Source organism: Streptomyces sp. NPDC048001, assembly GCF_043203115.1.
Lineage (GTDB): Bacteria > Actinomycetota > Actinomycetes > Streptomycetales > Streptomycetaceae > Streptomyces > Streptomyces sanyensis.
Map to the genome: position 1 here is coordinate 156448 of NZ_JBIDBN010000011.1, position 12946 is coordinate 169393.

Consider the following 12946-nt stretch of genomic DNA (forward strand, 5'->3'; position numbering starts at 1 on the left):
TTCCCCGCGGGTTGGAAAGCGCCCGGTCGGGCTCGTCGGGCAGGCCCGCGGACCCGCCCCGGGCGCGGTCAGTGCCCGGTGGCGATGAAGCCCGCCCAGGCGCTCAGGTCGTCGGGGACGATGCGCGGCACCAGCCTGGCCAGGCCCGGTGGTGTGCCGGTCGGCAGCGCCCGGTCCGGGTCGAGCATCCAGAGCTGTGCCAGCCGCAGCGCCTCGGCGGGCTGCCGGCCCTCCACCCGCAGGTAGTGGTGGGTCATGAACATCAGCAGGGAGGTCGCCGCGTCCGGCACCGGCCACAGCGAGCCGATCACCGACCGGGCACCCGCCGTGAGGAAGGCGGTGGCGAGGGTGTACGCCTCGTTGGCGCCGCGTCCCGACACATGGCTGCGGCAGGCCGCCAGCAGCACCAGGTCGGGATGGGTGCCGCCGTCGGAGCCGCCGACGGACTCGGTCAGGTCCTCCGCGGAGAGGGTGCCCTCGTGCAGGATCAGCGCCGCGCTGCTGCGGGCGCCGCCCACCACCGTGGCGTGGCAGGCCAGGTGCAGGGTCCCGCCCCGGCCCGCTCCCGAGCGGATCCAGCGCAGCAGCTCCGCGGGCCGTGCCGCGCGCTCGCTCCCGCCCGTGTCCTCCCGCCCGAGGAAGACGGCCCGCGGGTAGTAGGCGTCGCGGACGGCCAGCGCCTCCCGCCCGGCGAAGGGCAGGTCCCCGGTGGGGTCGCCGACGACCAGGGCCGCGTCGGTGCGTGCGCGGGCGGGGCGGGCGGCGACCTCGCACAGCAGCCGGGCCGAGGCGCTGTAGGTGAACTCCACCGTCCTCAGGGCGTACCGGCGCCCGTCGCCCTCGGTGGACCAGGCGGCGTGCCAGGGCACCGCGGACAACTCGCCCATCGGGATGAGCACCAGCCGGGGCGTCCGCCCGGTCGGCAGGCTCCGTCCCAGCGCGCCCGACAGGGGGGCGACCACCGCGTCCCAGGCCCAGGCGGTCAGGCGGTCGAGCCGCTGGGGGAGCGTCCCCGTCCGCCGGCCGGGCGGACCGCCGAGGTTCCGCTGCGGGACGTGGCGGCGTGTCGCGGTGGCCAGGGTGTCGAACGCCGCGAGCGGGTCGAAGGCGGTGGAGAACGGGAACCCGGGCGGACCGGAGGGCGCCGTCGCCACGGGCGAGCCGGGCCCGCGGGAGGGGGCCGCCCCCGTCGGCTCCAGGTGCTCCACGTACGCGCGCAGCGGCTCCGCCTCCTCCCGCAGCCCGGGAAGCGGGACGACCCTCACCCGGCCGTCGGAGGCCACCGCGATCGCCGCACCGGCCGCGTCCCCGGCGAACCCGGTCGCCGCGGCGGGGAGCAGGTACACCAGGGCGTCCCGCCGCAGAGCCCGGAGCGCGGCGGCGATCCCCGGCACCGAGGGCGGGGAGAGCAGCCGGTCGGCCGCGCTGCCGTCCAGGCCGAGCAGCACGTCCAGCACCTCGCGCCGCAGGGCCGTCGGGGCGCTGCCGCCGTGGGCCACCGCCCGCGACCAGCGGTCGGCCAGGGCACCGTGCCCGGCCTCGGACAGCCGGCGGTCCACCGTCCGGGCGGTCGTCGCGGCGTGCAGCACCAGGCCGCGGCAGGCGTCGAGGGCGGTGACGGCCTCGGCCGGGACACCGTCGGCCAGGCACCAGCGGGCCACGGTCCGGGCCGCGGCGGTGGCCTCGGTCGCCGCGGACGCCGCGTCGGCCGTACCGGACTGGAGCAGTACGGCGTAGGCGGTGGCCCGCAGCGCCTCGGCGGCGACGCGGCGGCCGGCCGCGCGGTCGCCCAGCGCCTGCTCGCCGCGCAGGCGCAGGGCCTTGGCGAGCAGCAGTCCGCTGCGGCCCCGCCAGGGGTGCTCGGGCCCCCGGCACTCCCGGTACACCTCCTCCAGGTGCCCGATGGCCTCGTCGAGGCGCCGCCTTCTGGACCAGGGGCGCCCCAGCACCGCGTCCTGGCAGCCCGCGAAGCCGAGGAGCATCCCGCCGGCGAGCCAGACGTCGTCACCGCGGGTGGCGGTCTCCCGGGCCGCGAGGATCAGCGTCGTGACATCCCGCCGCGCGGCCCGGTCCCCGCTCGCGGTGGCCTCGGAGACCCGGGCGGTGCCTGCCAGCAGGAGCCACGAGGCCCGCTGCAGCGGAGGCATCCCGGCGGTGGAGAGGATGATCTCCCGGGCCGAGGGGGCCGCCCCCGGCGACGGTGGAGCCCCCTCCGGGGACCTGCTCCGGCGCAGGGCGGCGGTCAGGGCCTGCCAGGCCGGGTGGTCGCCGTGGAGGCCGATGTCCCGTGGGTCCATCGCCGCGATGGCCGCGACTCGCTCCTGCGGTGAGGATTCGGCCCGGTAGAGGCGCACGATATCCATCAGGCGCTGCAGGGCCGCGGGATCCGGAAGACCGGCCCGGTCGGCCGCCGGGATCGCTTCCAGGCGCCGCCCCAGGGCCTCCAGCTCGCGCACCCCCGCGTCGACGTCGTCGTATCCGCCGTTCATCAGGCCGTGCAGCGTCCTGAGTGTGGCGGCCATGCCCGCGACGCCCGCGGTCTGGGCGGCGGACATCCCCCTCTGCGAGTCGTCCCGGAGAGCGGCTTCCGCGGCCTCCGCCGCCTGGGCCAGCAGCGGACCGGTGTGCAGGGCCCCGTAGTGGCCCAGCGCGGCGCCCAGCGCCAGGTGCGAATGCCGGGAGGGTTCACCCGCGCGCGCCCCCCCGGCGTCCACCAGGGCCCGTATCCGGTCGTCGGTCAGCACCTTCCGGGTGGGATCGAGGGCCGGGGCGTGCCGGAGGAGGAACCGGGCATGACCGGCGTGGTGGCTGTCGCGGCCCGCGCACTGCTGCCAGCGCCGGAACAGTTCCCCGACGGCCTCGGTCGGCCCCACCAGCCGTTCGACGGTCGCTGCCCACCGCGCCGGGTCCGCCGACGCGTCGGTGCCCGCGGTCGCGGCCTTCCGGACGTCGGACGCCCGGGGGTCCGCGGTGTTCCCTCCCCCTTCGAGCAGCCCCGCGGCCACCACCGCGCGGAGCAGGTGCGCCGACAGCACCGGGCCCGGCTCCGAGGTCAGCTCCAGCACCCGGGCGGCATACCGGGAGCACGCCAGGAGTTCGGCGGGGCGGTTGCCGGAGAGGTCCAGGGCGCGCGTCGCGAGCATCAGCTGGGGGACGTGGGCGTCGCCCCGGTCCGGGTCCCAGCGCCGGGCGGCCTCCCGGAGCATCCGGAAGGCCCGCTCCCGCTCCTCCGCGTCGGCGGCGGCAGGGGTGAGGTGGTCGAGGAGGAGGACGGCGAGGGTGGAGAGTTCGTCCGGCTCGGCCGCCGCGAGGTGGCCCGGGGAGGCGGCGAGCGACCGGACCCTGGGCACCAGTGCGTGCGCGGGTTCGGCCGCCTCGTCCAGCCGCCAGGCCAGCACGGCCGCGACCGCGGCCAGGACGTCCGAGCGCCGCGCCCGCTCCGTCCAGGAGAAGCCGTCCTCGCCGGGCGGCTCGGGCGGCTGCTCCCCGGCCGGGTCCCCGGCCAGCTCCCACGCCAGTGCGGCCGCGGTGGACAGGGCGGTCTCCGCCCGGCGCAGCAGGGCGGCGTCCCCGGTGAGCTGCCCCTGCTCCAGCAGCGTGATGCCCCGGGCCCCGGTGAGCCGGGCCCGTTCCCCGGGTTCGGTGTCCGGGGTCACGGCCTGGGCGAAGTGTTCCGCCGCCGCGGCGAGTTGAGGCACGTCGCGCTCCGCCATCGCCCGGTCCGCGATCAGGTCGGCCAGTGCCGCGTGGGTGGCGGCGGCGAGCGGCGGCGGCAGCGGCGGCTGGCCGCGCAGCGCGGTGGTGTAGCGGGCCGTCGCCTGTGCGCGGTGGCCCTCCGAGCCGGTGCGGTGCCAGCGCAGCGCGGCGATGTCGGCCAGGTGCAGCCGGGCGCCCCAGGCCACCTCGTCCTCCACGGATCCCGCCGGGAGGCCGTCGACCGCGGCCACGAGCGCCTCGGCGCGGTCCACCTCGGACGGCGGCGGCTCGCCGTCCGCCTCCAGCAGCAGCTCGGCCAGCACCAGATGGCCCCGGGCCGCCCGGTCGGCGGGCGGCCCGCCGTGGGCGAGGCCCTGGCCCAGGCCCCGTTCGAGCGCGGCGCGGGCCAGGGCGTGGTCGTACTCGGCCTGCGCGGGGTCCAGACCGTCCGCCAGGCGCTCGCCGCAGAGCAGCCCGAGTTCCAGCCAGGTCGTGCGGGCCTCGGGGGAGTGCGCGGGGGTCTGGCGGGCACGGGTCAGCAGCAGGTCCCGGTCCCAGCGCGAGGCGTCGTAGGGGGAGTCGTCGGGCGGGGGCGGCAGTGGGTGGTCGGGCTCGAAGGCGCGAGCGGGGAAGACGGTCATCGGTGCGACTCCTCGTGCAGGCGCCTGGTCGTGGAGCGGGGGGAGCGGTCCCGTCGGCGGCGAGGGGCCCGGACCGCCCCCGGCGGGCGGGGCCCGGTGGGTCAGGCCCTCAGCACCACGCCGTGCCGGGTGGTCAGCCGGTGGACCTCCCACCACGCCACGGCCGTGACGGACAGCGGGCCGCCGAACACGAACAGCAGGGAGAGGGCGAGGGGGCCGGGCGGGAAGCCGGACTGCAGCAGGGCGACGGGCGTGAACTCCCATACGAGGAGGGCGGTGAGCAGTGCGGGCAGCGCCTTGTGGATCCCCCCGGTGCCGAAGCCGCTCCGTACGACGAGGCTGGAGGAGAAGACCGTGAACACCGCCGCCCAGTACAGGCCCAGAAGGGTGGCGACGGCGAGGAGGAAGGCCAGGAACGGGGTGTCCTCGGTGGCGGTCATGAGCGGGTAGACCGCCAGGGCGAGCAGGGGGACGGCGGTGAGCGCGCCCACGTACTTCGCCAGGGTGACCAGGGGGGTCCTCAGCTCGGAGCGCATCCGGGTGTGCTCGCCCTGGGAGGCCCATCTCATCAGGAGGAACACCAGCAGCGGGGCGGTGAGCACCAGCAGCCACGGGGCGATCATCAGGCGGATCGCGCCGCCCGCCAGGGCCTCCTCCACGTCGGTGCGGGTGCCGTAGGCGAACAGGAAGGACGTGGAGGCGAGCAGGGCGAGCACCGCACGGGTCTTCTTCACCCGGGACAGGGTGTCGTCGGCGACCGGCTGTGCCGGGTGGCTGAACACGGTGTGCGCCCGGCTGCGGGCCGAGCGGGTGAGGGAGTACAGCGTGACCAGGGGTATCCCCAGCGGCATGAACAGCACGAGGGTGAAGCAGCCGGGTGAGAGCTGGGCCCACTCCCGCACGGTGCGCCACTCGCGGTAGGAGGGGGAGGTGCTCGGCGAGCCTCCCGGCCCCCAGTTCTCGGGGTCCTGGTAGGGGTTGCCCCAGCCGGGCGGCGGGCCGGGCGGGGGTCCGGGGGGCATGCCCGGGGGGTGGCCGGGAACGGGGCCGGGTGCCTGCCCGGGGATGAACCCCGGGCCCTGGCCGGGGGCCGGGCCGTAAGGTCCGTACGGTCCGGCCGGGCCGTAGGGCCCGTACGGCCCGCCGGGCGGGTTCGGGTTCGGTGTCGTGCCGGTCATCGTGTCCTCCTGCGCGGTGGTGCCCAGCGGGGCGGGGCACGCTGGTGCCGCTCCCGGCGGCGCGCGAGGGCGCACGGAAGCCGGGGGCGGGTACGGGAGACGGGTGCGGAACTCGGGCCGGAGGGCGCCTGGGACGGCGCCATGACGGTGCGTCAGAGTGCCGGCGGCGGCGCTGGGCGCCGAACCGCGGCCGACCTCCAGTGAACCCCAACAGGCGCCCTGGAAAAGGCGTTTCGTCGTACATTCCCGGAAGTCGCCCCGGATTCGCCCGACGGACGACCTGTCCGTTCTGCCAGGCTTGCCGCATGCCGACGGTCAACTGCCTCCTCGTGGGGATCGACGCCTACGCCGACTCCCCCTTGTCGGGCTGCCTCAACGACATCGCCGCGGCGGAGCGCTGGATCCGCTCCCTCCCCGGTACCGATGCGAACATCCGCGTCCTCGCCGACGCGCAGGCCCGCCGCGACGCGGTCGTCGAGGCGATCACCACCCACCTGGGCGCCTCCGGCCCCGGGGACACCGCCCTGCTGTGGTTCAGCGGCCACGGCTCCGAGGACGAGACCCAGGACGCACGCGAGGCCACCGGCCGGGCCCAGGCCCTGGTCTGCCACGACGGCGAGGCCGACGGCGCGGAAGCCCTGGCCGACGACCTGCTGGGCGCCCTGCTCGACGGCGTCGCCGCGCGGGGCGCTCATGTCGTCGCCGTCCTGGACTGCTGCTACGCGGGCGGTGCCACCCGCGAGGAGCGCCCGGGGGAGACCGGACGCCCCCGCAGCACGGCCTGGCGGCCGTCCTGGGACCGCCGTCCCGGGCGCGGCGCCGGGCCGCTCCCCGGCCGTGCCGACCCGCCCCGCCATGTGCTGCTGGCGGCGAGCCGCCTGGACGAACCCGCCTACGAGACACGGGCCGAACCGGTCCACGGGGCCTTCAGCCAGGCCCTGCTCGGGGTCCTGGGCGAACTGGGGCCCGACGCGTCCTGCCGGGAGCTGCTCGACCTCGCCGCGGCGCGGATGGGCGGCGGCGGACGCCAGCACCCCACCCTCCACGGCCGCGGGGACCGGGCCTTCCTGCACGGCGGCCCGGTGCCCGTGGCCCGGTTCCGCCTCGGCTTCGCCCGCGGCGCCTGGGCGGTCAACTGCGGTGCCGTGCACGGGCTGCGCGCCCCCGGCTCGGAGTTCACGGCCCGCCTGCCCTCGGGCGGGCGGGGCACGCTCGTGGTGCGCGAGGTGCTTCCGGAGTCCTCCCGGGTCGAACCGGTGGACGGCCTCGCGGCGCGGCTCGACCCCTTCCGGCTGACGCCGGTGGTGCCGTCCGCGCTGGCCTTCCCCCCGGCCGCGGTCGCCGTCCGCGGCGACCGCGCGTGGACCGGTCCGCTCGCCGACGCGGTCGACGGCCATCCGCTGCTGTCCACCACCGGGGACGGGACGCCGCTGACCGTCGAGGTGCGGGACGGCCTCGCCTACGTCCGGGGCGGCGCCCGCGCTCTGCCGCCGCTCGCCGTGCGGGACGCCGGGGACCTGGCGGAGGCGGTCGACGCCCTGGCGCACCTCGCCCACTGGCACCGCGTCCGCGACCTCGCCAACCCCGATCCGTCGCTGTCCGGCCTGGTCGGCATCACCCTGGAACCGCTGCGCGGTGCCCAACGGCACTCGGTGACCGGGGAGGTGGTGCACGAGTACACCCCCGAGGGGCGGGAGCCGCAGGTGGCGGTCACCCTCCACAACCACGCGGACCGCAGGCTCTGGTGCGTGCTGCTGGACCTGACGGACGACCACGGCAGCTCGCACGCGCTCTACGAGGGGGACTTCATCGGACCCGGCCGCACCGCGCGCGCCCGGCGCGGCGAGCCCGTCTGGCTCTACCTGCCCGAGGACCGGCCGGTGCGGCCGGGCGCGTACGTCCAGGACTGGCTGAAACTCGTGGTGGCCGAGGACGAGTTCGACCCGGCGCCGCTGCTGCTTCCGCCGTGGAGGCCGGGGGCCGGCCGCAGGGGCCCCCGGAGCGCGCCGCCTCCGCTGCTGCGGCTCGCCGCGCCGGAGGGCCTGCGCAAGGCGGGCGGCCCGCCCCGGCAGCCCGGCGCGTGGGGGACCGCGATGCTCGCGCTGCGCACCCAGGTGCCCGGTCCGGGGCGGGGCTGAGGCCCTCCCCGGAGGAGGTGCCGCACCGAAACGGCGCGGCGTGCCGAAACGGCGCGGCGCACCGGCCGTTCTCCCGCGGGCGGCTCAGCGCACGGCGGGCGCCACCCGGGCGCCGTATCCGAGGAGCACCCCGTTCAGCCAGCGCTCGCCCTCCGGCGTCCCGAAGTCCACCGGCGGTGCCGCATCGGCCTCCAGCAGCTTCGCCGGGCAGCGGTCCTCGAAGAGCACGGCCACCCGGTCCGCGGGCTCCCGCTTGGAGGGCCACACGAAACCCTGCGCCCAGGGCCTCGTCCGCTCCCGGAGCCACCGCGCCCAGTCCCGGGTCTGCGGGTACTCGGGATGCTCGGCGTGGATCAGCCACGAGTCCTGGCCGACCGACGCGAGGTCGGCGCCCGACATCAGGGACAGCACCTCGACCTCCTCCGCCAACCGCAGATAGGACAGACTGCGCCGGGCCACGGCTCCCCGGGGGATCAGCCGGAGCCCGCCGTCGGGGGCGAAGGGCACCGAGCGCAGCAGCACCTCGCTCACCGCCGCGCCCACGCCGAAGCCGGCGTACAGATAGGGGTAGGGCGCGCGCGGGGTGCTGTCGAAGCGGCCCCCGCCGTACAGCTCCTGCGACGGGACGGGGTTGAAGCCCGCGGCGGGGCGGTGGGAGGAGTGCACCCGGTACAGCAGGGTGCCGGCGGGCAGCGACGCCCGGTGCGGGACGCCGGGTAGTGCGGCGGGCGGCGGCTGGTTGGGCACGGGTCAGTCCCCCTCGCCCAGACCCGCCGCGTCGAGCCCGGCGGCCCACAGCGCGGCGTCCTGCCCGGTGCCCGGCAGCTCCGAGGGCGGCCGTCCCCACCAGACGTGCTCCGACAGCCACCAGTCGGCCGTCCCCCACGGGTCCTCGGCCGATCCGAGCAGGGAGTTCACCCGCAGGACGACCTCCCACGGGCGTCCGCGGGGGTCGAACTGGAAGGCCGGGTAACGGCGTTGCCCGCGGGGGTCGGTGAGCACGAGCAGGGCGTGGTCCGCGGGGCGGGCACCGCCGCGGGCGGCCTCGTCCTCCGACAGCGCGGGCGCGCCCAGCAGGCGCTCGCGGACCGGCCCGAGCACCGGGCCCACCATGGGGTTGCCGTCGATCACCAGCATGCACAGGTCCCCGGCGTCGAAGCCGCCCGCCTCACGGCCCGGCGATCCGGCGAGGCGGGACGGGCCGGTCTCCTTCCGCAGCCCGAGGGCCTCGTCCTCGGGCAGGGCGCCGAGGACGGCCGCGACGGCCCGCTCCGCCAGCTCCTCGGCGTCCGGGCCGCCGGGCGCCTCCTCGCGGATGCGGGCCAGCAGCGCGGCGAGTTCACGGTGCGCGGACGGCGGCAGCCGCCGGGCCAACGGCTCCCAGCGCGAGGCGAGCACCCCCAGCGCCTCCCAGGCGCTCATCGGGCTCCCTCCGCCACCCTGCTGCACCGGTACGCGGACGGCTCCCCGGCCTCCTCCACACGGCGGCCGCCCAGCACCCGCAGCACCGCCCCGGCCGCGGCGGGCCGCCGGGTCACCAGGTGCACCTCGCGTCCCCCGGCGGCCACCGCGGCCATGGCGGGCCACAGCGCGCTCACGCTCTCCTCCACCGGGAGCCCGCCCCGCCCGGCGCCCAGCAGTGTGAAGCAGACCGACCGCAGCGGCGGATCGGACGCCGGGGCCTCCTGCGCCAGCAGGGCCAGCACCCCCGACGCGGCGGCGGCGACATCGTGCGGCAGGACGTCGTAGTCGTTCGACCCGGCACGCGGAATGGCCACGGCCGCGTGGTAGACACGGCGCACACCCATCCCCGCCAGGGCTCCGGCCTCCGTGGGGACGACCGTGCCCGGTTCGACCGGGCCGTGCGGTATCCCGTACCTCTCCCGCCAGGCCGTCAACCCCTCCTGGAGCGGGTCCCGCAGGACGATCCCCGAGGGGCCGCGCACCGCCGCCGCGCGTCGCAGCGCGGCCGACGACGAGGCCTTGTAGGTGCCGGGAAGGACCAGATGGGTGTTGGTCGGCGCCACCACCACGTCCACCCCGCGGACCAGTTCCACCGGGTGGACATGGAGGACGATCCGCGCGGCGGCGCCCCCGCCGCGCAGCTCGACGAGCCGGTGCTGCAGCTCCGGCGAGGGCAGCCCGGCGGCCCGCCCCCCGGTCCTGCGGGGCACTCCGGCGGTGCCCACGGCGGCGATCCAGCACACCTGCTCCGCCACCTGCCCCAGCACCTCGGCCTCCTGGGACTTGCGGAACCTCTCCACGCTCACCCCGTACACGCCCGCGGCCAGTCTGCGCCGGTCAGCGGCCGGACGTCCGCGCAGCGCCGGGGAGAGCCCGAGGGAGCGTTCCGCCGCCTCCCGCAGGTCACCCTCGCCGAGCAGGTCCACGGCGGCCCTCAGGGTCCGTTCGACGGCGATCGGCCAGGCGAGCGTGGTGGGTTCCGAGGCGGTGGAGGCCGCCCGCCGCAGCAGCGGGACGTCGAGTTCGCGCAGCCGGGTCAGGCCCTCGCGGCGAACCGCCTTGATCTCGTCCAGTACTGACGCGGGGTCGACGGGTTCCTCGGTCGGCCATCCCATGGCGCCCATCGTGGCACGGGAGGGGCAGGGGACACGAGCGGTTCGCGGCTTCCGCCGGGCCGGGTCCGCCCGCCGCGGCCGCTGCCGGGTCACCGCAGGGGACCCAGCACCGCCCGCAGGCTGCGGCCGTGGCTCCGGTGCACGGACACCTCCAGGCGGACGCCGCCCGGCACGGGGCGGGCGGAGACGCCCCGGTCGGCGGACAGCAGCCGCAGCGGCCGCCCGCGGAGCGTCAGGGACACCGTCCGGCGGCGGGTGGTGGGGTCGGCCAGTGCCAGGTGGACGCGGCCGTCCGCGGTGCGCCGCAGCAGCAGGGAGGCCGGGCCCCGGACGGTCAGCCCGGCCACCCGGTGGCGGCCCGCCCCGAAGGAGTTGACCGCCGTCAGTCCCAGGCCGCTGTGGTGGACGGCCTGGAGCCGGGGCGTGTTGCACAGCACCTCCGGCGGACCGGAGGCGTAGGCGCGCAGCCGCTCCGCGGTGGCGTGCGGGACCAGCGCGTAGGCGTGCGCCATCGGCGGGGCGCCCGGGGGCCGGTCCACCGCGAGGGTGAACACCTGCCTGGTGACCGGGGTGTCCGGGTTGGACAGGCGGATCCGGCGGCGGCTGCGGGTGACCGTCTCCCGGAGCACGGTGGGCGCGGGCCCGGAGAGCAGCAGGTAGCCGATCGCCCCGCCCTGGGAGGGGTCCTCGTAGCGCAGCCACGCGGGGGCGCCGGAGCCGTTCCAGGGGGCACCGCCCGGGAGTTCGCCGGTGACCGCGACGGCGGCGTCCGGCTCCGCGATCCGGGCGTCGAGGGTGGTGGTGAGCGCGCGTCCCTCCGGGTCGCACACGCCCGCGGCCAGCACGACGATCTCCTCGTCCAGCAGGTACCACGACCGGGTGCCGCGCGCGGACCGGTGGGTGACCAGGCCGTCGGGCAGCGTCCCCGCGCGGGCCGCCGCACAGGCCGCGTCGTCGGTGAGCACATGGGCGGCGGTCCCGTAGGCGCCGAGCCGGGCGCCGCCGGAGTGGGCTCCGGTGCCGCGAGGGAAGTAGACGTACGCGTTCTGCGCCTGGGAGGAGGCGGTGAAGCCGTGCTCGGGGTCGTCGTACCAGAGGGTGCCGTACAGCTCGGGGACGGACCGCCGCCGCTCCACGGGGGCGGTGGTGCCCGGGAGGCGGTGCGGTTCGAGGACGGTGAGCCGGTCCGCTCCGTGCGCCCGTGCCTGGTCGGCGCCGGCGAGGTAGAGCTGGTGGGCGCCGTCGCCCTGGAACCAGGGGGTGAGGTTCTCCCCGTTCATGTACTCGTAGCGGCCGACCCGGTCCGAGCTGCGGGCGAGCGCGAAGGCGTAGCCGGGGCGGCGGTGGACCGTCCGGTCCATGGCGTTGAAGGCCGCGTGGTGCGCCGGCGGCACGAGGTCGGCCGGGGCGGCGGAGGACGCGAGGAGGCCGGCGTGGCGGGCGATGGTCACCGGGGAGGCGAAGCCGGCCGGGTCCGGCGGGGCGGCCGAGGTCGTGTGCACGTGCTTCACCCAGGCCGCGAGCCGCCGGGCGGCCCGCCGGGGAAGGTGCGCGGTCAGGTCGACGGCGGCCTCGACCACCGCGGCGGTGTCCGTGTAGCCGCCGGCCGTCCGGGAGACCGCCCGGCCCTTGACGCACTCCATGAGCCACCCCTCGAAGACGAGCGGGGCGAAGCCCTCGGCGATCCACCGCAGCGCGGTCGCCGCGGGCCCCTCGGCGGCCGTGCCGGGGGAGGGGCCCGCGTAGGCGGTGCCGTCGAGGAGCCGCACGCTCTCCACCATCCGGGTGAGCAGCCCCTTGCCGTAGGAGCCGGTGTAGGCCACGCAGGAGTGCTGGAGGAAGGAGCCGTCCGCGTAGAAGCCGTCGGTGACCCCGTGGCGGAGCCGGTAGGGGTCGATCCGGGTGAGCACGGTGGCCTGGTCGGCGAGGGCCTTGCGGATACGGGCGTCGTCGTCGAGGACGGCGCCCTGGAGGACGCGGTTGGTGGTGATGTCGGCCAGGTTGGCGCCGGTGTGGAAGCGGGAGTCGAGGTCCACGTCGCCGTCCCGGCCGTTGCGCAGATAGGCGTCCATGGTGGCGGTGTACGCGGCCGCCAGCCCCGGGTACCCGGCCGAGAGCTCCTCGTGCAGCAGGGCCAGGATGCGGCCCGCGTACCGGGGGAAGCCGATCTCCCAGGTGTGCCAGTTGCCGTAGTAGCCGGCCGCCTGGTCGCCCACGTACTCCTCGTGGAGGTGTACCAGGGCCTCGGTGACGCGCCGCCGGGCCTCCCGGTCGCCGCGCAGGGGAGCGGCCGGTGCGGCCGGTGCCGCGCCGGGCACGCGGGTGGCGAGCGCGATCTCGTAGAGCGAGCGGAAGGTCCGGGTCAGGTTGCCGTCGCTCTCGCCGAGGGGCAGCCCGCGGAACAGCTCGCCCGCCGCGGCGCGGTCCATGTCGGCGAGCCGTGCCCGGGCCGAGGACTCGATCGCGGCCAGCCGGCGGGCGGTCTCGGGCCGGGTGTTGGACCACTCGGTGCCCGCGAAGACCGCGAGCGCGTTGGCGATCAGCGTCGCCCGGTCCCGCGGGCTCCCGACCGCCGTGCCGGGCGGTGGCGGTGCCCCGGTCCCGGCGGCCGCGGCGGCGGGGGTGAGCGCGGCCGCGGGGAGCGCGGACAGCAGGGTGCGGCGGGAGAGGTGCACCGGGGCTCCAGGGTCGGGTCGGACCGGTCCGGAAAGCGC

7 protein-coding genes are annotated in these 12946 nt (G+C 77.4%); 1 reads left to right on the forward strand and 6 read right to left on the reverse strand.

Annotation, left to right across the window (positions count from 1 at the left end; genetic code table 11):
- Nucleotides 1-68: 68 nt before the first annotated feature.
- Together ACGF15_RS21495 and ACGF15_RS21500 are read right to left on the reverse strand one after the other, a co-directional pair.
- A complete protein-coding gene (locus ACGF15_RS21495) occupies nucleotides 69-4337 on the reverse strand; it encodes a CHAT domain-containing protein (RefSeq protein ID WP_392801073.1) in 4269 nt (1422 codons plus the stop codon).
- 101 nt (nucleotides 4338-4438) lie between these two features.
- On the reverse strand, nucleotides 4439-5359 hold the full coding sequence (locus tag ACGF15_RS21500; protein ID WP_345614340.1) for a hypothetical protein: 921 nt from the start codon (nucleotides 5357-5359) through the stop codon (nucleotides 4439-4441).
- A 461-nt stretch (nucleotides 5360-5820) separates the two neighbouring features.
- Between ACGF15_RS21500 and ACGF15_RS21505 the strand changes: the two genes are divergently transcribed.
- Complete coding sequence (locus ACGF15_RS21505) at nucleotides 5821-7653, forward strand: caspase family protein (RefSeq protein ID WP_392801076.1); 1833 nt, start codon at nucleotides 5821-5823, stop codon at nucleotides 7651-7653.
- 84 nt (nucleotides 7654-7737) lie between these two features.
- On the opposite strand, the gene ACGF15_RS21510 is transcribed toward ACGF15_RS21505, so the two are convergent.
- The 4 genes from ACGF15_RS21510 to ACGF15_RS21525 form a co-directional block, all read right to left on the reverse strand.
- A complete protein-coding gene (locus ACGF15_RS21510) occupies nucleotides 7738-8400 on the reverse strand; it encodes an RES family NAD+ phosphorylase (RefSeq protein ID WP_345614338.1) in 663 nt (220 codons plus the stop codon).
- 3 nt (nucleotides 8401-8403) lie between these two features.
- On the reverse strand, nucleotides 8404-9075 hold the full coding sequence (locus tag ACGF15_RS21515) for a hypothetical protein (protein WP_392801079.1): 672 nt from the start codon (nucleotides 9073-9075) through the stop codon (nucleotides 8404-8406).
- Nucleotides 9072-10232 carry a hypothetical protein gene (locus tag ACGF15_RS21520; RefSeq protein WP_362612168.1) on the reverse strand — a complete coding sequence of 387 codons (1161 nt, stop codon included), beginning with the start codon at nucleotides 10230-10232 and terminating at the stop codon, nucleotides 9072-9074. The genes ACGF15_RS21515 and ACGF15_RS21520 overlap by 4 nt, the downstream gene beginning before the upstream one ends.
- Before the next feature lie 89 nt (nucleotides 10233-10321).
- A complete protein-coding gene (locus ACGF15_RS21525) occupies nucleotides 10322-12907 on the reverse strand; it encodes a polysaccharide lyase family 8 super-sandwich domain-containing protein (protein ID WP_392801082.1) in 2586 nt (861 codons plus the stop codon).
- Nucleotides 12908-12946: the final 39 nt, after the last annotated feature.